The sequence below is a fragment of the Desulfovibrio intestinivivus genome, assembly GCF_053570665.1.
On the sequence record NZ_JBRBQT010000001.1, the window covers coordinates 1741592 to 1766603 of the forward strand.

The following is a 25012-nucleotide window of genomic DNA, read 5'->3' on the forward strand; positions in this document are numbered from 1 at the left end:
CGCTGGCGCGTCAGTTCAGCCCGCCCAGCAGGGCATAGTGGGTTTCCATGTATTCCTGAAGGCCCTCGCGGCTGCCTTCCCGGCCAATGCCGCTGAATTTCACGCCGCCAAAGGGTGTTTCGGCAGCAGCAAGGCCCGCATCATTAAAGCCAGCCATGCCGTACTGCAATTTGTTGAACAGCCGCCAGATGCGCGGCATGTCGCGCGTGCAGATATATGAGGCCAGGCCGAATTCCGTATCATTGGCAAGGGAAATGGCTTCTTCCTCATCGTCAAAAGTCATGAGGGCGGCCACCGGGCCGAATATTTCCTCGCGGAAAATGCGCATCTGCGGGTTCAGGCCCAACAACAGGGTCGGCTCGTAAAAATTGCCGCCAAGGCTGTGGGGCTTGCCGCCAAACAGCAGTTGCGCGCCTTTTTTCACGGCGTCCTTTACCAGAGCATCCGTGTGGGCCACTGCATCGGCATTGATAAGCGGCCCCATGTCGGTTTCCGGCTTGAGGCCGTCGCCCACGCGCAGGGCGCTGATGTGATCGAGCAGATTGGTGGCGAAGGTCTCCATCACCCCGCTCTGCACCAGAAAACGGTTGGCGCATATGCAGGTTTGCCCGGCATTGCGGAATTTGCAGGCCATGGCCATTGTCACGGCCTTGTCCATGTCCGCATCGTCAAACACAATAAAGGGCGCGTTGCCGCCAAGCTCCATGGAAATGCGCTTGAGCGTAGGCCCGCACTGGGTTGCCAGTTGCAGCCCCACCGCCGTTGAGCCGGTAAAACTGAGCTTGCGCACCAGCGGGTTGGAGGTGATCTCGTTGCCGATGCGCCGCGCGCTGCCCGTAACAACGTTGAAAACACCGGCTGGGATGCCCACCCTCACGGCCAGTTCCGCCATTGCCAGCGCGCTGTAAGGCGTGGCGCTGGCAGGTTTGACCACCATGGTGCAGCCTGCCGCCAGCGCAGGGGCCACCTTGCGCGGGATCATGGACATGGGGAAGTTCCACGGCGTGATGGCCGCAGCCACGCCCACAGGGGCATGACGGGTGAGGGCCTGCACCCCGTGGCGGTATACGGGCGTGACCTCGCCGCTGAAGCGGCGGGCTTCTTCCGCAAACCAGGGAAAGTACGATGCACCCTGAAGGATCTCTGCTCTGGCCTCGGCCAGGGGCTTGCCTTCTTCAAGGGTAAGCAGGCGGGCCAGATCTTCAATGTTATCGGCAATGGCGCGTTCCCAGGCGTGGAGTAGAGCGCCCCGTTCCAGAGGAGTTCTTGCGCTCCAGACAGCAAAGGCAGCCTGCGCGGCCTCAATGGCCTCGCGGGTTTCGGCCTCGCCGCAGTTGGGCACGGTGCCCAACTGTTTGCCGTTGGCGGGATTAATGACTTCAATAACGCTTTTGTCGGCCGCATCGCGCCAGTGCCCGTTGATGAGGCACTGGCTGCGGAACAGCTCCTGATCATGCAGAATACGGTACATAAAACCCCCCGTCATGAGCCCCGCAGGGCATCAGAACAGCTGCATGCCGTCTATCCAGTGGTGCTTGACCCTGCCGCGCAGGGTCTGACCCAGAAATGGCGTGTTGCAGCTTTTGGAATAGAGGTTTTCCGGCCCGGGAACCCATGTTTCGTCCGGGTCAAGCAGGAAGAAATCTGCTGGATCGCCGGGGGTAAAGCCGTTGCAGGGCAGGTTGAAAATTTCTGCCGGGCGGCGGCTCCACAGCCGGTGCACATCGGCCTCTGTCAGCACGCCTTCGGCCACCAGCCCCCAGGTGAGGCTGACAGCCAGATCAAGCCCGGTAAAGCCGCACATGGCATCGTCCAGGGTGCCTTCTTTTTCGTGGGCGGCGTGGGGGGCGTGGTCTGTGGCGAGTATGTCGATGGTGCCGTTTTTCACGGCGCGGCGCAAGGCCTCGCGGTCTGCGGCGGTGCGTAGGGGCGGGCTGACCTTGGCCTGGGTGTTGTAGCCCTCAAGGGCGGTTTCATCCAGCAGCAGATAGTGGGGGCAGGTTTCGGCAGTCACCTTGACGCCGCGCGCCTTGCCCCAGGCGATACAGTCAACGGTCAGCGCTGCGGAAACATGGGCAATATGTACGGGTACGCCAAGGTATTCGGCCAGCATGATGTCGCGCATGGCCTGATTGGCCTCGCCAGCGGCGGGCTGTCCTTTGACGCCGAGCAGACCGCTGGTCACGCCTTCGTGCATGCGCCAGCCCTTAGCCAGTTGCGGGTCCTCGCAGTGGTCTATGAGCACCAGATCAAGGTCTGCGCCGTATTCCATGATGCGCCGCACAAGCTCCGCATTTTCCAGCGGGCGGCCATCGTTGGAAACAGCCACGCAGCCTGCTTCCTTGAGTTCCGCGAGGGGGGCCATTTCCTCGCCCTTGAGGCCCACGGTGGCGGCGGCAATGGGGTGGAGGCGCGGGCCGTTGGGATGGCTCTTGCGCGCGCTGTCGAGCATGGCGCGCGTGATGCTGGCCGTGTCGTTGACAGGCTTGGTGTTGGCCATGCACATCACTGCGCCAAAGCCGCCCCGAGCCGCGGCCTCGAGGCCGGAGGCTATATCTTCCTTGTATTCAAAGCCCGGTTCGCGCAGGTGCACGTGGGCGTCGATGCAACTTGGCATGAGCACAAGGCCGTGGGCGTCAAAAACTTCGCGGCTGTCGTAGGTATGGTGACCTGCCGGGGTCATGGTGACAATTTTGCCGTGCCGTACCAGCAGGTCTACCGGGGCTTCAAGGTGGCGTGCGTTCTTTATCAAGAGGCTCATGCGCGTACTCCATCGTTGCGCGTGGCCAGCAGATAGAGCACGGCCATGCGCGTGGCGACGCCTGCGGCCACCTGATTCAGCACCAGGCTCGCGGGGGCGTCTGCTATGTCATTGGAAATCTCAAGCCCACGGTTCATGGGGCCGGGATGCAAAACCTTGGCTTCGGGCGCGGCAAGGGCCATCTGGCTGGAGCCAAGGCAGAAACGGCGGGAATATTCCGCAAGGTCGGGCAAAAGGCCCGCCTGCTGGCGCTCAAGTTGCAGGCGCAGACACATGACGGCGTCCACATCGCGCACGGCTTTGTCCAGCTCCGTGTAGATTTCCACGGGCCAGTGATCCACACCGGCAGGCAGCAGGGTGCGCGGGGCGCACAGGCGCACCTTGACGCCCAGCATGGTGAGCAAATGCATGTTTGACCGGGCCACGCGGCTGTGGGCAATGTCGCCCAGAATCAGCAGGGTACGCCCGGCAAAGCGGTTTTGCCATGCCTGCCGCAGGCTGTAGCAGTCAAGCAGGGCCTGCGTGGGGTGGGCATGCCAGCCGTCGCCTCCGTTGACAATGCCGCAGGGCAGCAGCTCCGCAAGAAAGCGCGCCGCGCCGCTGCTGGGGTGGCGGATGACAATGACATCCGGCCCCATGGCCTGAAGGGTGAGCCCCGTATCTTTGAGGCTTTCGCCCTTGTTCAGGCTTGAGCCTGATTTTGCCAGGGAATAGGTGTCGGCGGAAAGGCGTTTGCCCGCCACGTCAAAGGACGTCTTGGTGCGGGTGCTGTTTTCCACGAAAAACAGCACAACGGTCTTGCCCTTGAGGGTTGGCACCTTCTTGACCGGACGGCTGTTGATTTCCTGAAAGCTGGCGGCCAGGTCCAGCAGGTGCATGGTGTCTTCCGCGCTCAGTTGGGTGACGTCCAGCAGGTCTTTGTGGGGCCAGTGGTAGCGATTGTCGGTATTCATGACGTTGCGTGGTAAAAAGGTCAAAAAAAATCCCCGTTGCTATACAACGGGGGAATACGAAAAACGCCTGCAAATGCGAAAAAAATCAGGGAGGCCGGGGGCGCTGTGCTTGCCCTGCCATAGGAAATTGCGCAAACGGGCGTTGGTCTTCATAAGTAGCAAATGTAGGCGCGCTTGGACGCTTTGTAAAGCAAAAAGTCGGTTGACGCTTGCAGGGGCATTGTCTAGTTGTAGGGCGTACCGCGCACCAACGCAGACGTTTTTTGCGGCGCGGCTGTAAGTATCTTCAGCGAGGAGAACCACATGCTTGTGTCTCTTGTGGCCTACGTCTTGTGCGGGGCTGTGGCCGGTGTTCTGGCCGGGCTTCTGGGTGTTGGCGGCGGTATTGTTCTGGTGCCCCTGATGGTTGCCATTTTCCCCACAGTGGGAGTTCCCCCCCAGTATGTGCAGCAGATGGCGCTCGGCACTTCGCTTGCCAGCATCATGATCACCTCCATCTCCAGCGCGCGGGCGCATAATGCCCGCGGCGCCGTGCACTGGGATATTTTCAAGGCCATTACCCCCGGCATCCTTGTGGGTACGTTCTTCGGTGGTCTTGTTGCTACCCATATGCCCACCATGTTCCTGAAGATATTTTTTATCTGCTTTATCCTTTTTGTGTCGGCGCAGATGCTCTCCAACTACCGGCCCCCGGCCAGCCGTGATCTGCCCGGCAAGATGGGAACCGCCGGCGTGGGCGGCGTCATCGGCCTCGTGTCGAGCTTTGTGGGTATCGGCGGCGGTACGCTTTCCGTGCCGTTCATGACCTTTTGCAATGTGCCGCTGCACCATGCCGTGGGCACCTCCGCCGCCATTGGTTTTCCCATTGCCGTGGCAGGAACGCTGGGCTTTATTGTGGGCGGCTGGGGCAGGCCCGATCTACCCGCCATGTCGCTTGGCTTTGTGAACCTGTGGGCGCTGCTGGGTATTGCCACAGCCAGCTTTATGACCGCTCCGCTTGGAGCAAAGCTTTCGCATGCGTTGCCTGCGGCCAAGCTCAAGAAAGGTTTTGCCTGTTTTTTGATCCTTGTGGCCTTGAAGATGATCTGGGGCCTGGTGTAACGTAGACCCATGAAGCTTCAGTCGTACAACAAGGCTCTGGCCGAATCGGTGGTCTGGAACCTGCTCTGGCTTACGCTGGGGTCGGTTCTTATGGCCATATGCATTCAGAGCGTGGCCGCGCCCCATGGCTTCCTTTCCGGGGGAGTCATGGGCGTGGGCCTGCTGGTCAATTACTGGACAGGCACGCTCACGCCGCTGGTCTGGTATGCCCTGCTGTGCGTTCCTGTGTATGCTTTGGGCTGGTTTGGCGTGGGCAAACGATTTTTGCTCTACACGGCCTACGGAACCCTTTGCACCACGTTGTTCAGTTTTTTCATCACCTTTGAAATCCCCATTACCAACGAAGTGTACGCCACCGTGGTGGGCGGGGTGCTGCACGGTGCAGCCTGCGGCATCATGCTGCGCACCCTTGGCAGCAGCGGCGGTACGGATGTGGTCGCCGTGCTGCTCAAGGAACGCTGGAGCGTGCCCATCGGGCAATTCAATTTTCTGTTCAATTCCCTGCTGTTTCTTACGGCGGCCTCGCACATGGCGCTGGATCTTATTGTTGCTTCCATGCTGATGATGTTCATTTCGGCCAGTACGCTGGAGTATGTGCTGGGCCTGTTCAACCGGCGCAAGCTCGTTATGATCATTTCTGACCACGGTGAAGAAATCAGCGAGGCCATTTTGGTGACAGAGCGCTTTGGCGCTACGCTTGTACGCGGCAAGGGGGCCTACTCCGGCTCCGACCGCGAAATCCTGCTCACCGTCACCAACAATGTGGCGCTCAAGCGGCTGGAGAATCTGGTGTTCAGCATTGATCCGCGCGCCCTGTTCATTGTGGAAAACACGTTCTATGTGTCGGGCGGGCAGTTTGCCCGCAGAAGCCGTTGACGGCGGAGGCCCCATGAACCCGGAAGCCACGGAATCTCCTGAATCTGACGAGCCGTCGGAGGCCTTGCTGGCCATCAGGGCCAAGAGCATTCTGACCCTTGGAGGCGAAGGCCCTGCACGGGCCGCCCGCCTTTTTGCCCCGCTGAAAAAGATCGACAACGGCGTGCTGCTGGTGCGCGGCGGGCTGGTGGAGGATGTTCTGCCGTGGTCGCAGGCCAAACTGCCCGCAGGTGCGCTGGTGCGCGATGTGGGCGCGGTCTGCCTTGCCCCTGCCTGCGTCAACGCGCACACGCATCTGGAACTTTCGCATCTGGCGGAGAAAACCCGCTGGGGGCGCGGCTTTACCGCATGGCTGCAAAGCCTTATTCCCCTGTTGGGCGCTGCCCCGCAGGCGGATGCCGTGGAAAGCGCCTGCGCCGCACTGGCCCTGTATGGCACGCTGTATGTGGGCAACATCACTGGCTCCCTGCCCGGCGGCACGGCTCTGGTCGATGCGGCCTGCAATGAGGCGGGGCTGACCGTAAGCCATTTTTGCGAATGGTTTGGCTTTGGCGCGCCCTTTGCCGATGGTGAACGCCCCTGGCCGCCGCGCTGCCGTCAGGCTCTTGCCGATGATCCCTTTCTCATGGCCCGTTGCGCTCCCGGCGGGCATGCCCTGTATTCCACCGGGCCGGAAATCCTCAGCGCCGCGCGGCAGGACTGCTCCCGCATGGGACGCGTGTTTTCCTTCCACCTTGCGGAATCGCCCGAAGAAACCCAGTTGCTCACATCGGGCAGCGGGCCTTTGCGCGATCTGTACGCCGGGGTTGTGCTGCCGCCAGATTGGTCTGCGCCGGGTCTGCGCCCGCTGGCTTATGCGGTGAAGCTGGGCCTGCTCGGCCCCGGTACTCTGGCCGTGCACGGCGTGCAGCTTGACGCGCAGGAAGTCGAGGTCCTGGCAGCCAGCGGCGCGGCCCTGTGCCTTTGCCCTCGCTCAAACCGCAATCTTGGCGTAGGGGTGCCGCCTGTGCGCGAGCTTATGGAAAGCGGCGCGCTGCTGTGCCTTGGCACGGACGGGCTGACCTCCAACCGCGATCTGGATGTGCGCAAAGAGGCGGTGTGGCTGCGCGAAGCAATGGACGTGCCGCCGGAAGCTCTGGTGCGCATGCTGACGATTAACGGCGCTGCCGCCCTGAATCTTCTGGGCTGCGGGGCAGGGCGGCTGGAAAAGGGCGGGCCTGCGGATTTTTGTGTGCTGCCAGAAAACCTGACCTACTAGCCATCCACGAGCCAACAGCGTTTTCTGAGGATCGCAAATAGCTGTCACGCCTCTGAAGGCAGCTATAAATACCTTGAAATTATTCTCGATTATCTGTGTTTGTGTTTGGCGCATAAAGTCCTTGTCAGGGTAATTTGTTGCTGGCAGTATTCGCCCAGCAGACTGACGCCGTTACGGCATGTATCGCCAGCCTGCCGGTTGCGCCGCCAGGGGGTATTTGCGGCTTATCCGGGTTTGGGGATGCCGATCGCGTTATTTACTGCAAGCGGCTTGCCGCTTTTTCTTAACCTGCGCCAAGAAGGACAACATGACCGAGGAAGTTTTGGATTGGAAGGAAGCCATTGCCAGGGTGCTCAACAAGCGCGACATGTACGTCAAGCTGCTTGCCAAGTTTATTGAAACGGAGCGCGACACCCCGTCAAAGGTAGCTCAGGCCCTGAAGAGCGGCAACATGGAAGAAGCCCGCAACCTTGTGCACAGCACCAAGGGAGCAGCCGCCAACCTGGGGGCCAAGGCGCTGGCCGCCGCTGCGCTTGAGCTTGAAATGGCCGTCAAGGCCGGGGCAGATACCGACCGCGCCATGAACCATTTTTCCTCCGCGCACATGGACACGCTTGTGACCATGCACGCCTTTATGACGCAGTAGGCTGGCTTTGCTGAAAAAGTCGTGCCCCTCCGCCGGAATGTCCGGCAGAGGGGCTTTTTTTATGGGCGGCAGACATGCGCGGGCCAGCGGGGACGGGCGCAGGCTGCAAGGGGTCAGTTCCGGCCCAGTTTCAGGCGGGGACTTCCTGCATAGCTTGATGCGGTAAGAAACACTGGGGGGCGGGATGGAAGTTCTTTTACAAAAGGCCCCACTCCGCAGCATAGCTCAATGATTGATAGTCTGCCCACCGCCCTAGGGGCAGAAGCATTCGTGCGTTTCGTCCATGAACTGCTCAAGCTTTGCCACAGCCTTGCGCAGTTCGTTTTCAACCTGCTGGTGTTTCTCCGGCGTGTCGCGAAAGGCTGGCAGGGAGACGCTCATGGCGCAATCCACGCGCCCGGCAAAGGTAACAGGCACAGCATAGCAATGCAGCTGCGGGTTGATTTCGCCAATATCTCGGGCAATGGCCCCCTGTCGTACCCCTTGCAGTTCTTCCAGAAAAGCGTCCATGTCAAAAGGCTCGGTGCAGAGCTCCCCGGCAAAAAGGGCAACCACTTCCTCCCTTTTGCACTGGCTGAGCAGCGCCTTGCCCAGCGCCGTTTTGCGGGCGGGCATGCGCGAACCAACGCGGGAAATGATCTGGATAGGCTCGCGAGAATCCACCTTGGCTATGTACAGCACCTCGGTATGGGAGAGGATGCCCAGCTGGCAGATTTCGGCGCAGGCGTCCACCACCTGTCGCATGCAGGCCTGCGCCTGTGCCATAAGGGGGTCTTGCGTGCGAAAACCCTCTGAAAACAGATACAGGCCCCGGCCCAGTTCATACCGGCCCGAGAGTTTGTCTCTGCGAACAAAATCATGCCGTTGCAGTGTTTCAAGAATGGGCGAGATCGTCCCCTTGCTGCTGCCGATGCACAGGGAAAGCTGAGTAAGCGTGAGGCCGTGTTCTGCATCAGCCAGGGCTTCAAGAAGTGAAATGACCCGCTGGGTCGGCATGTGGACGGTTGGTTTATGTTGGTCTTGCATGACCAGTGTTTTGCACGGAAAAGCAATTTTTTCAAGAAAGGGTCAGGGGGATACTTGACGCAGATTGTTTGTCCGGATAGTTTGTATTTACGTATTGAGTTCGTATATGCAAACAAGTGGCTGCAATCCTGAAAAGAGGGTGACCAAATGGGAACAACGGGTGCTCTGATTATTCTTGGCGTAACGATCGTCGGCATTGTGGTGCTGTGCGTGCGTTACAGGGTTCATGCATTTTTGGCGTTGATGGCCGCTTGCGCCTTTTTGGGGATTGCCAGCGGCATGCCCCTGGGTGCCATTGGCTCGTCCATTGAAAAGGGCATGGGCAATACCCTGGGCTTTCTGGCCCCCATCCTCGCGCTGGGCGCGTTCATGGGCAAAATGCTCGAGGTTTCGGGCGGCGCACAGCGGCTCGCCAAATCGCTTATTGGCGTTTTTGGTCAGACCAAGGCCTATTGGGCCATGCTCATCATCGGCTATATCTGCGGCATCCCCGTGTTTGCCCAGGTGGGCATGGTGCTCTTGATGCCCCTGGCCTTCTCCATTTCCAAGGAATCCAAGCTTTCCATCCTGCTGGTGGCGCTTTCCCTCTACACTGGCCTGCTGGTTGTGCACTGCGTTGTGCCGCCGCATCCCGCAGCCATGGCCATTGCCAAAGAACTGAACGCCGATGTGGGCAAGGTGATTCTTTACGGCCTCATCCTGGTGGTGCCCGGCGCCATCATCGGCGGCCCCATCTTTGCCAAGTACATCAGCAAGCGCATCATTGTGCCGCTGCCTGAAGGGGCTGTTACCACCGTCATCAGCAAGGATGGCCGTGATCTGCCCAACTTTGTCGGAACCCTGCTGCTGACCCTGCTGCCGCTGATCCTCATGATCGGCAAGACCGTGGTGGAATTTTCTTCCAGCAAGGATGCAGCCTACATGCCCCTGGTAGAATTTTTGGGCCATCCTGTGATCGCCCTGTTCATTTCCGCCGTGGCTTCCCTGATCTTCCTCGGCGTGAAGCGGGGCTTCAGCTCCATTGAACTGAGCGGTTTCTGCGACAAATCCCTCTTGCCCATGGTTTCCATCCTGCTGGTCATTGGCGCTGCGGGCAGCTTCAACAAGGTCATCATGGATTCCGGCATGGGCAACGTTCTCAAGGACGTACTGGTCACGCTCAATATGCACCCGGTCATCATGGCCTGGCTCATTGCGTCCATCATGCGCTTTGCATTGGGCAGCGCCACCGTCGCCATGATGACGGCTGCGGGCTTTATCAGCCCCGTGCTGGCCGTGCATCCTGTTGACCCTGCGCTCATGTGCATTTCCATCGGCGCTGGGGCCATCGGCTGGTCGCACGTTACGGACTCCGGCTTCTGGTTCTTCCGCGAATTTTTGAACATGTCGGTCAAAGACATGTATATGTCCTTCACCTTGTCCGGCTGCATTGTGTCGATCATTACGGCTATATTCTGCTACCTGGCATCGTTTGTTATCTAACTGAGCTATACGGAGATTATGATGAAATATATAACGCCCACACTTACCGCGCTGAAAAGCAAAACAGAAATCGACGTGCAGTCGTGCCTCAAGCACTACGACTTTCTTATCAATGCCGGTATTGACGGCGCGGCCATATTCGGCAGTTCCGGTGAATTTCCGCATCTTTCTGTTGAGGAACGCAAGAGCCTGATTTCTGCGGCCATCAAGCATATCGACCGCCGCATGCAGGTGCTGATCGGCACTGGCGACATGCGGGTTGAAGAATGCGTAGCCATGTCCAACTTTGCTTTTGAGCAGGGCGCGGACGGCGTGATGGTGGTGGGGCCGTGGTATTTTGCCCTCACCGATGCGGATGTGATGAGCTACTTCGGCGCTGTGGCGGAGCAGGTGCGCGGCAAGGTGTACATCTATAACTACCCCGACCGCACCGGGTACAGCATTTCGCCCAGCGTGGTGCTTGAACTCGCGCGCCGCTATCCCAACATTGTGGGCATCAAGGACACCATCCCCGACATGGCGCACACGGTGGAGCTTATCCAGACCGTCAAGGGCAACATCCCCTCGTTTGAAGTGCTGAGCGGCTTTGACCATAACTTTGCGTCAAACGTTCTGGCTGGCGGCGATGGCTGCATTGCGGCTGTGTCCAACGTGCGGCCCGACCTGTGCGTGGCCTGGCGCGATGCCATGAAGGCCCGTGATTTTGACGGCACCATGAAGTATCAGCAGTTGTTCAACCGCATTGTGGGCGTGTACGGATTCTCCTCGCCCTTCATGGCGGCCATGAAAGGCCTGCTTGTGGATGCGGGCATTTTTGCCTCTACCACGGTTGCGTCCCCCTATCAGGAGGCAACCTCTGCCCAGATGTTTGCCGTGCGGGAATTCATGCGCGGCTTTTAGGGCACTTCCTGCGTGAAATGCCCCAGATGGAGCAATCGGCGTTGGTTACGCTGACGCCGTCTCGGTTTCAGGTGTTCTGTAAGGATGCAAAGGGCGGCCTTCCCTCTGGCCGCCCGCTGAAACCGGCAACTTCTCAACAAAGAGAGTATGCTATGTCCATTGCAGATATTTACGCCAATCCGCAGAACGATGTATATGATGTAAAGACCCACGCTTCCGGCCCCAAGGGTGCGCTGCCGCTCACTGGCGACATGCTGCGCGAGCTGCCCTGCGGCGATATTTTCGGCATGACCCTGGATGCGGGTATGGGCTGGAAGCCCGAAGATATTCTTGGCCCCAACGTGCTGATCATCAGCACCCTTGGGGGCAAGCGCAACGATGACGGCACCCCTGACGCCCTGGGCCTGCACGTGGGCCACTGGGAGCTGGGTTTGCAGATTTCCGCCGCCAGCAAGGAGATCAAACAGCAGAAGGGTGTACCTTTTGCCTCATACGTGACCGACCCCTGCGACGGACGCACTCAGGGCACAACCGGTATGTATGATTCCCTTCCCTTCCGTAACGATGCGGCCATGGTTTTCCGCAGGCAGATCCGTTCCCTGCCCACAGTTGGCGCTGTTATCGGCGTTGCCAGCTGCGACAAGGGCCTGCCCGCAACCATGATGGCCCTGGCCTCCATGCACGACCTGCCCTGCGTACTCGTGCCCGGCGGTTCGACCCTGCCCCCCACCGACGGCGAAGACCTCGGCAAGGTGCAGACCATCGGCGCGCGTTATTCCAACAACGAGCTGAGCCTTGAGGACGCAGCCCGCCTTGGCTGCCGCGCCTGCGGTTCAGCCGGTGGCGGCTGCCAGTTCCTTGGCACGGCCGGAACCTCGCAGGTTGTGGCCGAAGGCCTTGGTCTGGCCCTGCCGCACACGGCCCTTGCCCCCTCTGGCGAACCCGTGTGGGTGGAAGTGGGCCGTCAGTCGGCCAAGGCCGTGATGGGCCTGCTGAAAAAAGGCATCACCATCAAGGATATCATCACCGACAAGGCCATTGAAAACGCCATGATGGTGCATGCGGCCTTTGGCGGGTCCACCAACCTGCTGCTGCATCTGCCCGCCATTGCCCATGCGGGCGGTTGTCACCGTCCCACGGTGGAAGACTGGGCGCGCGTGAACAGCAAGGCCCCCCGTCTGGTCAGCGTGCTGCCCAACGGCCCTGTGTATCATCCCACTGTCCGCGCCTTTATGGCGGGCGGCGTGCCGGAAGTCATGCTGCATCTGCGCGATCTCGGCCTGCTGCACCTGGACGCCCTCACTGTCACCGGTCACACCGTGGGCGAAAACCTTGAATGGTGGGAAAAGAGCGAACGCCGCGCCCACTTCCGCCGCATGCTCAAGGAACTGGACAACGTGGAGCCGGACGATGTGATCATGTCGCCCGCCCGCGCCAAGGAGCGCGGCCTGACCTCCACCATTACCTTCCCCGTGGGCAACATTGCGCCCGAGGGTTCGGTCATCAAGTCCACGGCCATTGACCCCTCGGTTATCGATGCTGACGGAGTGTATCGTCACACGGCGGCCATCAAGGTTTTCACCGCCGAGCCTGACGCCATCAAGGCCATCAAGGCCGGAAAAATCGAAAAGGGCGATATGCTGGTAGTTATCGGCGGCGGCCCCTGCGGCACCGGTATGGAAGAAACCTATCAGCTTACCTCGGCGCTCAAGCACCTGTCGTATGGCAAGTATGTGTGCCTGCTGACGGACGCGCGTTTCTCCGGCGTCTCCACCGGCGCGTGCGTGGGCCATATCGGGCCGGAAGCACTGGTGGGCGGCCCTGTTTCCAAACTGCGCGACGGCGATATTGTGGAAATGGTCGTGGACTGCAACAAGCTGGAAGGCCGTGTCAACTTTATCGGCACTGACCCGCAGCACCCCCTCACGCCCGAGGAAGGCGCCAAGGTGCTTGCCGGGCGCGAAACGCACCCCGGCCTCAAGCCCGCGCCCGCCCTGCCTGACGACACCCGCCTGTGGGCGGCCTTGCAGGCCGTGAGCGGCGGCACCTGGGGCGGCAGCGTGTATGATGTGGACAAGATTGTTACAGTGCTCGAGGCTGGCAAAAAAGCCCTGGGCATGTAGCAGCCCCATAGAGCCTTGATAATGAAAAGGGCCGCTCCGTGATCCGGGGCGGCCCTTTGGCATATACAAATAAAAAAAGGCTATGCGCCCGAAACCTGTAGCACAAAGCGGCGCACGTTACGTATTTCTTCGCACAGGGCGGGGTAGTCGAAGCGGGTAAAGCGCCCGTCCTGATACAGCACCTCGCCGCCCACCATGGTCATGCGGGTTTCCATGCCCGTGGCCGCGTACACAAGGTGCGACACTTCATTATACATGGGTTGCAGGTTTGGTTCGCTGAGGTCAAGGGCCACGCAGTCGGCTGCCTTGCCAGGGGCCAGCGAGCCAAGGCGCTCATCGTGCATGGCGGCAGCGCCGCCGAGGGTCGCCATATCCAGAACCTGCCCCGCAGGCAGCAGGGTAGGGTCAAGGCCTGTGAGCTTGTGCAGCAGGGCGGCACGGCCCATTTCAGAAAACATGTTCAGCCGGTTGTTGCTGGCAGCGCCATCTGTGCCAAGGCCCACGTGCATGCCACGCGCCAGCATGGCCGTCACAGGAGCAGCACCTGAGGCCAGCTTCATATTGGACGAAGGATTGTGGGCCACCACGGCCTTTTGCCGGGCCAGCAGGTCAAGCTCCGCCGAGGTCACATCCACCACATGGGCAAGGGTGCAAGGCACGTCAAGCAGGCCGAGGCTGCGGCAGTATTCCGTTGGCCTCTTTTCCTGGGCAGACAGGCATATCTGCGTTTCTGACGGGGTTTCCGCCAGATGAATGTGCAGGGGCAGGGCAAGCTCCTGCGCGAGGTCGCGGCAGGCGGTCAGGATTTCCGGTGTGGTGGTGTAGACGCTGTGCGGGTTCACGGCCACACGCAGGCGGTCGTGATTGCGATATTTTTCCGCTAGAGCGCGGGTGGCGTCAAGCGCAGCCTCCGGCCCCGGAAAGGCCGCAGAGGGAAAGGCAAAAACCGCTTCGCCGCCCAGACAGCGCAGGCCTGCCGTGTCGGCGGCCTCAAAGACCGACTCTTCAAAAAGGTACATGTCCACACAGGCAGTGGTGCCCGTGCGCAGCATTTCCGCGTAGCCAAGCAGGCTGCCCAGGCGCACCATTTCCGGCGTCAGTTTTTGCTCCACGGGGAAGATACGCTGGTTCAGCCAGTCCATGAGCGGCATGTCATCGGCAAGGCCGCGCAGAAAGGTCATGGCCGCATGGGTGTGGGCGTTGACGAGGCCCGGCAGAACGAGCATGTTTTCAAGGTGCAGAGTGTTGGCGGACTGCCAGTTCTGGACAATCTCGGCGGTGGGTCCGACTGCGGCAATCAGTCCCTTGTCGATGGCCAGAGAGGCCTTTTCTATAACGCGGCGCTGCGCGTCTTGTGTGACGATGCAGGCGGCATGGAGCAATGTGTCGCAGTGGTGCATGGTTTCTCCGCAGACAGGTTGGCGTAATATCTCTATTAATGACGCGATATTTCAGGTGTAGCTCCCTGGCTCGCGCTTGGCAAGATCCCTTGCCGCACCGGGTGGAACGACGGTGAACAGCATGCGTTGTCTGGTTTTGCACGGCCTTGCGGGAAGCCCTTTTGAGGTGCGCCCTGTGGCCGATGCCCTTGAAGCTGCGGGGCATGTTGCCGAGTGCCCGGTGCTGCCGGGGCATGCCGCCTTGGAAAAGGAATATCTGGCAAGCTCCTACGCGCAGTGGCTTGACTGTGCCCGCGCAGCCTATCTTGACCAGTGCGCAGACGGCCCCGCGCTGCTGGCGGGGTACTCGCTGGGCGGGTTGCTGGCTCTGGATATTGCCGTAGAGGCCGCCGAGGGGCAGCTTCCGGCCCCGGCGGGCCTGCTCCTGCTGGCAACGCCGCTTTTCTTGTGGCGCTTGCATCCCCTTTTTCTTGCCGACTGGCGCATGCCCCTGCTGCCCCTGTGGAGCCGCTTGCAGCCTGTGCGGCGGGTGCCGCCACGGTCTGCGGCGAGCAGGGCCGTTGCCCCCTGGCAAGGGCACGAAACCCTGTGTTCGTACCGCCACTTGCAGCAATTGGCGCTGGCGCAAAAAAGGGTGCGGGCGGCTCTTGGCGGGATATCTGTGCCGCTGTGCGCCGTGCAGCTGTATAGTGATGGCGTATGCCCGCCTTTCAATTCCAGTTTTTTGGTTGAACAGTGCGGCGCGGCTGATGTGAGGCTGCATCTTTTGCGGGTAACAAGCCCCCACGGCGGGCATTTGCCAACAACGCACGTGGAAAGCCGCGAGCGCGTGGCCGCCATTGCCGTGGCCTTTGCCAGCGAAGTGGCGGCGGGAAAGGCTTGCAAGATTGCGCCGCAGCGTATATAGAAATTCGCTGGCATTGCCCGAAAATCGGGTGAGGGCAACGTTTTGCCCTTGCTGATGTCGGGCGGTACTTTTTAATGCTATACCCACACCCTATGGAGGTGCGTTTTGTTTGAATCCTTAGCTTATGCCATGGGCACTCCCCAGGCCGGGGCGGCCCCCGCCAGCGGACAGGAAATGCTGATGCAGTTTCTGCCCCTCATCGTCATGTTTGTCATTTTCTGGTTCCTGCTCATCCGTCCCCAGCAGAAGCGGGCCAAGGTTCACAAGCAGATGCTGGCTGAACTCAAGCGCGGCGACCACGTTATGACCTCAAGCGGTCTGCTTGGCCGTATTCTTGAGATCGACGATGAACAGGTGCTTCTTGAGAGCGGCGAAGCCAAGGTGCGCGTTTCGCGCGGCTCCATCGGCGGCGTTGTGCCTGTCAAGGGCGGCAAGGACACCAAGGAAGAAAAGTAGCAGGTCGCTTTTGCGGCTTGTGTCTGCCTCTGCCAGGCGGGCAAAGTGCATGGCCCATGAGCTGGACTGGCGCTCGCCGGATCGGCTCAAGGGCTTTTGCCTCTTGACGTGCCCGGATTTTCGGGTCTTCGGAGTTTCCGGCTTTGTCGGTAGCCCTGCGGCTGTCCCTCATGGGGATAGCCGCGCGGTTGCGGCAAAGCTTAATCTGTTGTGTGGAAGGTGAACGATGGGTCTGCTCTGGCGCTTGTCCATAGCCATCATGGTTTTTGTGTTGTCCCTTGTTTACGCGCTCCCCAGCGTTCCCTACCTGGGAACAGCTCTTGAGCGCGTTCTGCCGTCGAGCAAAATCAATCTCGGCCTTGACCTCAAGGGCGGCATCCATCTGACGCTTGGCGTTGACGTTGCCAAGGCCGTGAGCAATTCGCTGGCCCTGACCGGGCAGGATTTGCGCCGCGTGGCCGAAGATGAAAAGATTGTTGTGCTGCGCCCCCGCGTGGTGGGCGGCACCGCTCTTGAATTTGTGCTGCCGCGCGCAGAAAACGAACCGCAGTTCCGCGAGCTGCTGGCCCGTCACTTTCCGCAGTTGAGCGTGGGCGAACCCCAGGCTGGCGAAGCGGGCCAGTTGCGCTATGTGGCTCGTTTTAGTCCGGCGGAAGTCAAGCGCATTGAAGATCTTTCGCTTGATCAGGCCCTGCGCACCATCCGCAACCGTATTGACCAGTTTGGCGTGGCCGAACCCGATATCCGCAAGCAGGCTGGCAACCGCATTCAGGTGCAGTTGCCGGGTATTTCTGACCCGCGCCGCGCCGTGCAGGTTATCGGCCAGACCGCTCACCTCGAGTTCCATCTGGTGCGCGAGGATGTTGACCCCGGCAAGGCTGTGCTGCCCCCTGGCGTGATCGCGCTGCCCATGCTGGAGAAGAACCCCGGCCAGCAGCAGAAAGAAACGCTCATCGCTGTTGAAAAAGACGCCATGCTCACCGGCGAAGACGTGTCGGACGCCCGGCCCGCCTTTGACAACATGAACCAGTCGTACGTCACTCTGAATTTTAATGCCCGCGGCGCGCGTATCTTTGAACGCGTGACTGGTGAAAGCGTGGGCCGCCGCATGGCTATTGTGCTTGACGGCAAGGTGTATTCCGCACCTTCCATCCGCGAGCGCATCGGCGGTGGCAAGGCCAGCATCTCGGGCAGCTTCACCACTGCCGAAGCTCAGGATCTTGCCATTGTGCTGCGCGCAGGTTCATTGCCCGCGCCCGTCTCCGTGCTTGAAGAGCGCACGGTCGGCCCCTCGCTGGGTCAGGAAGCCATCGACAGCGGCCTTCATGCCGCCATGGTTGGCGCAGTGGGCGTGGTGCTGTTCATCGGCATCTACTACGGTTTGAGCGGCCTCATCGCCGACGTCATGCTCTGCTTTACCATGCTCATTGTTATGGCGGGCATGGGCGCTTTTGGCGCAACCCTGACGCTGCCGGGCATAGCAGGTATCGTTTTGACAATCGGTATGGCGGTTGACGCCAACGTGCTGATCTACGAGCGCATACGCGAGGAAATACGGCTGGGCCTCACCCCACTTGCCGCTGTGCGCGCGGGTTTTGACCGCGCGGCCATTTCCATTACAGACTCCAACCTCACGTCCATCATCGTGACCGTCATCCTGTACCAGTTCGGCACCGGGCCCATCCGTGGCTTTGCCGTAACGCTTGGATTGGGCATCGTGGCCTCCATGTTTACGGCCATCTTTGTATCGCGGGCTATCTTTGAGGAGTGGGCGCGGCATTGCGGCCCCAAGGGCATCAGCATCTAGAGCATTTCCACTTTGAAATACTTGCTTAACGGCGAAGCAAGTTCGCCTTGCAAGCATTTCGTGGCGCGGATTTTCTTTTCAAAATCCGCGCAGAGCAGACAAACATTTTAATGCTACTCTGCTCTAGCGCGCCGGGAGGCAATTATGGGTTTCGCATTTATCAGACACGACACCAAGTTTGATTTTATTGGCCTGCGCCATTGGGCATACGGTATCTCGGCCTTGCTGATTCTGGTGGGCATTATCTCCACCATGTGGGGCAACGGCCTCAAGATGGGCATCGACTTCGCGGGCGGCGTTATTGTTCAGATCCAGTTTCAGCAGCCGGTGAAGGATGAAGCATTAAAGAAAAGTATTGAAGTTCCCGCACTGCCGGGCATCACCACCCAGAAGTTCGGCGATGGCGACAGGGACTATCTGCTGCGTTTTTCCAATTCGGAAAACAGTGACGCAACGCAGGTTCGTACAGCTGTTGTGGATTCTCTGGCAGCTGCCTTCCCGGACAACAAGGCTGAGATCCAGCGTCTGGAAGTGGTCGGCCCCAAGGTTGGCGCAGACTTGACCAACAAGGCGCTGAGCGCACTTTTTTACGCAGTTTTGCTCATTGCCGTGTATATCTCCGGCCGGTTCGAACAACGCTGGATGGCTGGCGCGGCCATGGCTGCGGCCTTGTGGGGCGGCACCTATCTTGTCGGCCTTACCGGGCTTGGCATGGGCTGGCTTGTGCTCATCTCGCTTGCCATCACCCTTGTGGTGTGCTTTGTGCTGCGGCTCAACTTTGCGCTCGGCGCTGTTGTGGGCCTGCTCCACGACGTGGGCATCACTCTGGGCCTGCTCTCGCTCATGAAGGTTGAGGTTGACCTCAACGTTATGGCGGCCCTGCTGACCCTCGTGGGCTACTCGCTCAACGATACCATCATCGTTTATGACCGCCTGCGCGAAAACTTGCGCGCTGCGCCCGAGCTGAGCATGGCTGATCTGATTAACCGCAGCGTTAACCAGACCCTTTCGCGCACCATCCTCACCAGCGGCACGACCTTTTTGGCAACGCTTTCCCTGTTCCTTGTGGGCGGCGGCGTTATCCATGATTTCGCGTTGACGGTGCTTATTGGCGTGGTTGTGGGTACGCTCTCTTCCATCTACGTGTCTTCTGCAGTGCTGCTGGCACTTGGCGATACGGATTTTTATGTTGCCCTTGTGCAGCAAAAAGGACGATACGAGCGCCCTGGCGAACACGGCGTTGTGTAGCCTTTGTTGCAAAGCGCAGAGCTGCTTTGCCTGAAAGATCAATGAAAACCCTCGGTTGCCAGAGCAGCCGGGGGTTTTGTTTTTCAGCCATAGGGATTGTACCGCTGTGCATCGGTAATGAAAAAAGGCATGCTGTGGGCATGCCTTTTTTACAAGTCAGCCGATAAGGAAAACAGAAGCAAAAGCGTCAGGCATCGTGAATTTCCTGCTTGATGACGGCCTCGGCCTTGATACGGTCAAGCAGTTCTGCAAAGGTGGCTTTAACGTGCTCGCGTATGTCGCCCGCCACCACAAGGAAGAGCAGGTCATCGCCCGGCTTGAGAAGACCTTCTTCGGCATGGGCAACGATGGCAAAAATTCCCGGCTGTTTTTCCATCTCGCGGCAGATGGCGTCCATTTTAGCAGTGTCGTGCGAAACTTGCACGGCGGTAACCGGGGCATGATCCCCGCGCGACCATGCGCGCACAACACCGTTGTGCACCAGCATCATACCCACGTGGTCGGCGAAGCCGGGGCGGGCTTTGAGTTCCTGAAGAGTTTTGTTAATATCCATAAAAACCGCCTTGGTTTTATTGGCTAGATCAACACCGTTCAGTTTAGGCTACAACATGGCAGCCTTTGTATAAAGGACTTTATTCATGGCGCATTTATCGCAGTTACTCTCACGCCTGCCGGGCAATATTGATGTGCGCATGAGCACCATGGGCCATGTGGTGTGGGTGAGCTGGCACGACAGGCTCGCCCCCGCCGTAGGCCAGACGCTGCTGAATTATGGCGGCATGCTGGTGGGCGAAGAAGCGGAGCAGTCAATCTGGTTCTTCTTTACTGACGACGTATTTCTGGCTCTGGCCCGGCTAATGGTGTGGGGCAATTTTAACGAACTGCCCGTTGCTATTGAGCTGTTCCCGGGGCGGTTGCAGTTCGGGCGCAAGCGCGAGGTCAACTTGCTGCTAGACGGCGCCTTGCAGGCCCAGCAGATCGTTGTGACCGATGCCCTTGAAATCTGGATACATCCCAAGAGCCGCGAGGGTAAAAAAGGCCTTCCTGGCATTACCTTTGAGCGCCGTTCCGGGCGGCAGGGCATGGCGGGCGTGGACTGGGCTTCCATGACGGTTGACGTGCGCATGCCCTACGCCTCCACCCAGTCGTGGTTTGCCGTGCTGCACCCCTTGGGCAGCCCGCTCGACAAGGCCTATCAGGTCGGCTGGACGTCCATGTTCAAGCGGCTTGAAGTCCTGCTGCAAAAGCACAAGATCAAATCCATCGTGGACAATACGTTCATGATGATTGCCATAGACAACCTGCAGATGCTGCGCACCTTCATGCGCGACTATCTGCACAGCTTTGACAAGGAAAAAAACGAAGCTGCGGGCTACTGGCCCTGCGTAAGCGTGGTTGCCGACTGCAACAACCTGAATTTCAATGCTGATCTGCCCAAGAAGATAGGCTTGCAGTGGGATAATCTCATGCCGGATTTCCCCTACCTGAGCTATCGCAATGCCTATCTGCTGGGCGAGGGATTTACTGTTCGCGATCTGCGCTTTACCGGCGAGCAGATGGCCATGGACAGCTGGTGCAACGTGATGCTGGACGAAAACAGCCTCAGCGGCAGGTCTATTGCGCTGCTGATGCCAAGCCGCCTTACATCGCCCAGCCCTTCTGGTATGGGCTGCGTTTATTGCGGTATTCACAGCCACGATTCGTCAGAATGCCCCACGCGTTTTGGGCCAGCCTCCAATAGTCAGGAAGTATGGGAAAACATCGGGCAGCTGGATCTTGAAGCCATCAATGAAGGGTTCCGCAGCATAGAAATGACGCTGACGGAAAAAGGGGCAGGCGGCTACGGGGCAGTGCTTGGCGGCGAAGACGATGCCGCTTTGGTACTGCGCGCCGTGCTTGAAATCAATTCTGCCTGCCAGTTGCGCAACGTGCCGAGGCACTGGCTTTACCGCATGCGTGAGCCAGAGCCCCACGAGGCCGTGCCCTCCAAGGATGACAGCCCCGCCTGGGATCTGCTGGACAAGCTCATAGCCACATCTCCGTCTGAAATGTCGGAGATGGAAAAGAAGATAAGCCAGGCAATTTCCCGGCATCAGCGCGACCCGCGTCTGCACATGGTGCAGGCTTTTGCGCACATTGAGCGCAACGATTATCCCCGTGCTGAAGCTGCCTTCCGCAATGCGGCGGTGCTTACGCCATCGCCCGCCTTACAGGCCTGGACAGAATTTTTTCTTGCACGTCTGGCGGAAGAACAAGGGCAGTTTTCTCAGGCCATAGAACAGTATTCACAAATTTGGCGCGTCATGCCCCAGTGGCGCGAGGTCAAGTACCGCGAAATTGTTTGTCAGGTAAAAATGGGTTTTTGCGAGCCTGTGCTGGATCAGCTTATAACGCTCATTCGCGAGGAACCGGCGTACTTCAACAGGGTTCTCATAGATCCGGCCCTTGAGCGCGGCCGCCTGCTGATCCTATCAGCCCTGTATGACCTGTGGACAGAGGCCAAAAAATGCGCGGACGCCGACCGGGTTCGCGTCAACGAGATCAGTGGCCGCATCAATGCCTGGTTTGCGCCGGAACATCCTGTGCAGCTGCAACTTGGCGAAAAGGTGCGTGAACTGGAAAACCTTGCCAATATCAACAACTACCTTGCCTACCTCAAGGTCGTGGCAGAGCGGCCCAACCTCGAAAGGGAAATGGAAGACTGCATAGCCCGCGAAGTTGAAGATCTCCGCAATCGATACAAGTACTATCTTGATATCCTGCAAGAAATTCGGGATGAAGCCTCTTGGTTTCCCTTCCCCGCGGCCCTGCGGGAGTTCAGCCAGGAATTTAACGAGAGCGCGGGCATCATCAACCGGGCATTTTCGTGCAACTTCAAGGAGGCCGAAGCCTTCAAGCGTGCCCAGGGCGAAACTCCCCACTTGGCAGAATTGCTGCGCAGTCTGCGCAAGCGCTTGCAATTTTTGCGAATGGTGCGCGATGGTACTCTTTTTGGGCTTACCCTGATCAAAACGTTCATGTGGCTGGAGGCCTTGGGGCTGCTGCTCTGTTTTGTTGCGGTGCCGGTGATCTATTTTTGGGGTGAAGCGCTGCACTTGGGCTGGCTACGGGATATTCTTGGCTCCGAACCGTGGTCGATCCAAAAGATTCTGATCCTCATTGTGACCATGGTTTCTCTGGGGACAGCGGCCCTGCGCACGACAATCGTGTTTGACCGCAAGCGTGAGCGCCTGCTTGAGGAAGCGCGCCAGCAGCGTGAGCAGGCGCAGCAAACCCGGCTTGAGCGTATTCGTCAGCAACGTCGGCTTGAGGCGGATCGCGCCCAGAAAAAGAAGGATGCGGAGCAATCGGGGAAGAAGTAACTAAACTTGGGCCAGCCTCTTGCATAATTTATCGATAATTGTTATTAATAAATCAAGCACACAAGGAGGAAGCCATGACATCCCTGAAGGATTTTTCTCTTTACAATATAGACTGGAACCTCAGCCCCGAACACGCCGTAACCATGTATCTGGAATGGGGAAATAACGACTGGCATTCAGAATATCCGCCGGTTCGATCCAAGGAAGACGTGTCCCACTACTTTGTGGTGGACAGCTGGCAGGAGACGCCTGTTATCCGACTTGTGAGGCGCAATTCTGAACGGGCGGACGATCTGATTACCGTTCCTCTGCCTACGGGGCTGATGGAAGACTATCGAAATGTTCATGGTTCGTGGCGCGGCATAAGCGAACCCACGCCCGAAGTGAAGTCCTGGCTCAAAAAGGAGCTTGAGCAGGATTGATGCCCCAGCGCAGGGTGCCCCGGAAGTGCCCAACGATACAAAGAAATGTTAAAAGGCCCGCGTAAAGCGGGCCTTTCTCGTGACATGGAAGAAAGTCAAAGAGGCGGCGCTAGCGCGCTCCAAAGCCGGGGATGCGGTATCTGTCTTCAAGCCAGCGCAACAGAAATGTCGCCAGCGTGACCATTGCCAGATAGTACGCGCCCACAGCGATAAAGACTTCTGTGAAGCGAAACGTGTCAGAGGCAACAACCTTGCCTTCGCCCATGAGTTCAAGGCACGTAACAAGATAGGCCAGCGAACTGTACTTGATAAGGTAGATGATCTCATTACCGCAGCCGGGCAGAGCGCGTCTGGCTGCCTGAGGAATAATGATCCACGAGACTGTCTGCCACTGGCTGAAACCAAGCGCCTGGGCGGCGCGCACCTGCCCCTGCCTGATGGAAAGCAGCGCGCCCCGCACGTATTCCGACTGATAGGCGGCTGTGCAGAGTGTAAAACTGGTCAGGGCCGCGCCAAAGGGCGAAAAGAAAATGCCGAGCTTGGGCAGAGCGTAATAGATCATCATCAGTTGCACGGCCAGAGGCACACCTCGTATCAGCGAAGTATAGCCGTTGCCGAGGCGGCGCAGCCAGCGCGGCCCAAAAGCGCGGGCGCACCCCAGAAGAACGCCGCCCACAAAGCCGAGGCTACCGGCTGGAATAATGAGCGCAAGCGAAACCAGCAGCCCACGGTTCAGGGCTGGCAGCAGTTCGTTGCTGAAAAAGGCCGCGTCCAGCACTTAGGCCCCCATCTCCAGCAGGCGCTGGCAAAAATCGCGGGTACGCGTGTTTGACCCTTCGGCCAGCAGCACTGCGGGCGAGCCCTGTTCAATGAGCTTGCCGTGTTCCATAAAAATAATTTCGGTGGCGAGCGCACGGGCAAAATCCATCTGGTGCGTTGCCATGACCATGGTCATGCCGCCGCTGGCGAGATCGCGAATAACGGCAAGCACTTCGCCCACAAGTTCCGGGTCAAGGGCCGAGGTCGGCTCATCAAGCAGAATAACCTTGGGATCCATGGCGAGGGCGCGGGCCATGGCCACGCGTTGCTTCTGGCCGCCAGAGAGCTGCGCCGGGTACAGGCTCGCGCGGCGGGCAAGGCCCACACGTGCAAGTTCTTCCTGTGCGCGGGCGCGCGCATCGGCAGCAGACATGCCGCGCACCTTGCGCAGGGCTATGGCCACGTTTTCTTCGGCGGTAAGGTGATCAAACAGGTTGAAATCCTGAAAGATCATGCCAACCTGGGCGCGAAAGGCGCACAGTGCGGCCTTGTCCGTGCGGTTGAGCAGCTGACCTTCAAGATATATCTCGCCGGAATCCGGGGGGATAAGGCAGTTGATGCTTTGAAGAAATGTGCTCTTGCCCGCGCCGGAAGGGCCGATGAGCACCTTGAGTTCGCCCCGGTTCACCGTGAGACTGCAATTATCCAGAATGGGCTTGCCGCCCAACATCTTGGAAATGCCTTTGACCTGCAATACCGCTTGTTGATCCACGCTCATGCTTATCCCATACCCATGCCTTCCATGCCGATCCCTGAGGAATAGCCGGGTACATGGATTTTTTGTTCCAGAAGACGCAACAGTCTCAGCACCACCAGCGTCAGCACAAAATACAGCACGCCCGCTGTGGCGTAGAGGGCCAGATGCTCGTGCGTTCTGGCCGCCACAAAGGATGTGCGGGCCATGATGTCCTGCGTACCGAGCACAAAGCAGATGGCCGAATCCTTGAGGAGAATAGAAAATTCGTTGGCCCAGCCAGGGATGGAGAGCCGCATGGCCTGAGGCAAAATAATGGAGCAGATGCCCGTGCTTTCGCGCATGCCAAGGGCGCGCGCGGCATTGAGCTGCCCGTGGGGCAGGCTTTCGATAGCGCCCCTGAAAATCTGCGACTGGTAGGCCGAGCTGGTGCTGCCAAGAACGATACAGCAGATGAAAAATGGATCAATGGAAATACCGATGCTGATGAACAGGCCGTAGCAGAGAAACAGCAGCACCAAAATGGGCACACCTCTGAAAAACCAAACATACAACGCCACCAGCCGCCGCAGCCATGGGCCGCCATAAACCTGGGCCACGGCCATGGGCACGCCAAGCAGCAGACCCATTGTCAGCGACAGGGTGACGTTGCCCACCGTAACCAGACTGCCGGACAGAATGGAGGGCAGGGCGTTGTATACCACAAGCAGTGAATTCATGTATGGAGGGTGCCTTTTCCGCACAAGCGCGAACCGTCCGGGTTGCAGGCGG

The 25012-nt window shown here is 59.2% G+C and carries 22 protein-coding genes; 13 read left to right on the forward strand and 9 right to left on the reverse strand.

What is annotated here, in order from left to right:
• Positions 1-10 precede the first annotated feature (10 nt).
• Genes ACUZ9P_RS07525 through ACUZ9P_RS07535 form a run of 3 tightly spaced genes read right to left on the reverse strand, consistent with a single transcriptional unit; the run spans position 11 to position 3714 of the window.
• Positions 11-1471 (reverse strand): NAD-dependent succinate-semialdehyde dehydrogenase, encoded by a 1461-nt coding sequence (locus ACUZ9P_RS07525; protein ID WP_449249247.1) that lies wholly within the window; start codon positions 1469-1471, stop codon positions 11-13.
• A 30-nt stretch (positions 1472-1501) separates the two neighbouring features.
• A complete protein-coding gene (locus tag ACUZ9P_RS07530; protein ID WP_209818795.1) occupies positions 1502-2761 on the reverse strand; it encodes a dihydroorotase in 1260 nt (419 codons plus the stop codon).
• Positions 2758-3714: an aspartate carbamoyltransferase catalytic subunit gene (locus ACUZ9P_RS07535; RefSeq protein ID WP_449249248.1), complete on the reverse strand. Its 957-nt coding sequence runs from the start codon at positions 3712-3714 to the stop codon at positions 2758-2760. Before ACUZ9P_RS07535 ends, ACUZ9P_RS07530 begins: the two co-directional genes overlap by 4 nt.
• Before the next feature lie 303 nt (positions 3715-4017).
• On the opposite strand from ACUZ9P_RS07535, the gene ACUZ9P_RS07540 reads away from it, so the two are divergent.
• The 4 genes from ACUZ9P_RS07540 to ACUZ9P_RS07555 all read left to right on the forward strand — a co-directional run bounded on the left by ACUZ9P_RS07540 (position 4018) and on the right by ACUZ9P_RS07555 (position 7595).
• On the forward strand, positions 4018-4815 hold the full coding sequence (locus tag ACUZ9P_RS07540) for a sulfite exporter TauE/SafE family protein (RefSeq protein ID WP_209818796.1): 798 nt from the start codon (positions 4018-4020) through the stop codon (positions 4813-4815).
• A gap of 9 nt (positions 4816-4824) precedes the next feature.
• Positions 4825-5691, forward strand: a complete 867-nt coding sequence (locus ACUZ9P_RS07545) for a YitT family protein (protein WP_298995725.1) — start codon at positions 4825-4827, stop codon at positions 5689-5691.
• A 13-nt stretch (positions 5692-5704) separates the two neighbouring features.
• Positions 5705-6949 (forward strand): amidohydrolase family protein, encoded by a 1245-nt coding sequence (locus ACUZ9P_RS07550; RefSeq protein WP_449249249.1) that lies wholly within the window; start codon positions 5705-5707, stop codon positions 6947-6949.
• A gap of 307 nt (positions 6950-7256) precedes the next feature.
• Positions 7257-7595, forward strand: a complete 339-nt coding sequence (locus tag ACUZ9P_RS07555) for an Hpt domain-containing protein (protein WP_298995729.1) — start codon at positions 7257-7259, stop codon at positions 7593-7595.
• A gap of 252 nt (positions 7596-7847) precedes the next feature.
• On the opposite strand, the gene ACUZ9P_RS07560 is transcribed toward ACUZ9P_RS07555, so the two are convergent.
• Positions 7848-8621: an IclR family transcriptional regulator gene (locus ACUZ9P_RS07560; protein WP_298995731.1), complete on the reverse strand. Its 774-nt coding sequence runs from the start codon at positions 8619-8621 to the stop codon at positions 7848-7850.
• A 147-nt stretch (positions 8622-8768) separates the two neighbouring features.
• Between ACUZ9P_RS07560 and ACUZ9P_RS07565 the strand changes: the two genes are divergently transcribed.
• From ACUZ9P_RS07565 to ACUZ9P_RS07575, 3 genes are all read left to right on the forward strand, one after another.
• A complete protein-coding gene (locus tag ACUZ9P_RS07565; protein ID WP_449249250.1) occupies positions 8769-10103 on the forward strand; it encodes a GntT/GntP/DsdX family permease in 1335 nt (444 codons plus the stop codon).
• Positions 10104-10124: 21 nt separating this feature from the next.
• Complete coding sequence (locus ACUZ9P_RS07570) at positions 10125-11003, forward strand: dihydrodipicolinate synthase family protein (protein ID WP_449249251.1); 879 nt, start codon at positions 10125-10127, stop codon at positions 11001-11003.
• Between the two features lie 152 nt (positions 11004-11155).
• On the forward strand, positions 11156-13126 hold the full coding sequence (locus ACUZ9P_RS07575; RefSeq protein WP_449249252.1) for a YjhG/YagF family D-xylonate dehydratase: 1971 nt from the start codon (positions 11156-11158) through the stop codon (positions 13124-13126).
• Positions 13127-13206: 80 nt separating this feature from the next.
• On the opposite strand, the gene ACUZ9P_RS07580 is transcribed toward ACUZ9P_RS07575, so the two are convergent.
• The gene (locus ACUZ9P_RS07580) at positions 13207-14526 is read right to left on the reverse strand and encodes an amidohydrolase family protein (RefSeq protein WP_449249253.1); all 1320 of its coding nucleotides are present in this window, start codon (positions 14524-14526) and stop codon (positions 13207-13209) included.
• Between the two features lie 121 nt (positions 14527-14647).
• Between ACUZ9P_RS07580 and ACUZ9P_RS07585 the strand changes: the two genes are divergently transcribed.
• From ACUZ9P_RS07585 to secF, 4 genes are all read left to right on the forward strand, one after another.
• Positions 14648-15433 carry an alpha/beta hydrolase gene (locus tag ACUZ9P_RS07585; RefSeq protein WP_449249254.1) on the forward strand — a complete coding sequence of 262 codons (786 nt, stop codon included), beginning with the start codon at positions 14648-14650 and terminating at the stop codon, positions 15431-15433.
• A 105-nt stretch (positions 15434-15538) separates the two neighbouring features.
• Positions 15539-15889, forward strand: coding sequence for a preprotein translocase subunit YajC (gene yajC, locus ACUZ9P_RS07590; protein WP_374042273.1), 351 nt, complete (start codon positions 15539-15541; stop codon positions 15887-15889).
• 226 nt (positions 15890-16115) lie between these two features.
• Positions 16116-17696, forward strand: a complete 1581-nt coding sequence (gene secD / locus ACUZ9P_RS07595; protein WP_298995743.1) for a protein translocase subunit SecD — start codon at positions 16116-16118, stop codon at positions 17694-17696.
• A 144-nt stretch (positions 17697-17840) separates the two neighbouring features.
• Complete coding sequence (gene secF, locus ACUZ9P_RS07600; protein WP_449249255.1) at positions 17841-18944, forward strand: protein translocase subunit SecF; 1104 nt, start codon at positions 17841-17843, stop codon at positions 18942-18944.
• Positions 18945-19131: 187 nt separating this feature from the next.
• Here the strand turns inward: secF and ACUZ9P_RS07605 are convergent, their stop codons facing one another.
• Positions 19132-19497 (reverse strand): molybdenum cofactor biosynthesis protein MoaE, encoded by a 366-nt coding sequence (locus ACUZ9P_RS07605; RefSeq protein WP_298995747.1) that lies wholly within the window; start codon positions 19495-19497, stop codon positions 19132-19134.
• A gap of 85 nt (positions 19498-19582) precedes the next feature.
• On the opposite strand from ACUZ9P_RS07605, the gene ACUZ9P_RS07610 reads away from it, so the two are divergent.
• Positions 19583-22306, forward strand: a complete 2724-nt coding sequence (locus ACUZ9P_RS07610) for a tetratricopeptide repeat protein (RefSeq protein ID WP_449249256.1) — start codon at positions 19583-19585, stop codon at positions 22304-22306.
• Positions 22307-22380: 74 nt separating this feature from the next.
• Complete coding sequence (locus ACUZ9P_RS07615; protein WP_449249257.1) at positions 22381-22728, forward strand: DVU0772 family protein; 348 nt, start codon at positions 22381-22383, stop codon at positions 22726-22728.
• 109 nt (positions 22729-22837) lie between these two features.
• Here ACUZ9P_RS07615 and ACUZ9P_RS07620 read toward each other — a convergent pair whose 3' ends face one another.
• From ACUZ9P_RS07620 to ACUZ9P_RS07630, 3 genes are read right to left on the reverse strand one after another with little or no spacing between them, the layout of a single operon-like run.
• Positions 22838-23506, reverse strand: a complete 669-nt coding sequence (locus tag ACUZ9P_RS07620; protein ID WP_298995753.1) for an amino acid ABC transporter permease — start codon at positions 23504-23506, stop codon at positions 22838-22840.
• Positions 23507-24265 carry an amino acid ABC transporter ATP-binding protein gene (locus ACUZ9P_RS07625; protein ID WP_022657985.1) on the reverse strand — a complete coding sequence of 253 codons (759 nt, stop codon included), beginning with the start codon at positions 24263-24265 and terminating at the stop codon, positions 23507-23509.
• Positions 24266-24267: 2 nt separating this feature from the next.
• Positions 24268-24960: an amino acid ABC transporter permease gene (locus ACUZ9P_RS07630; protein WP_298995756.1), complete on the reverse strand. Its 693-nt coding sequence runs from the start codon at positions 24958-24960 to the stop codon at positions 24268-24270.
• Between the last annotated feature and the right edge of the window lie 52 nt (positions 24961-25012).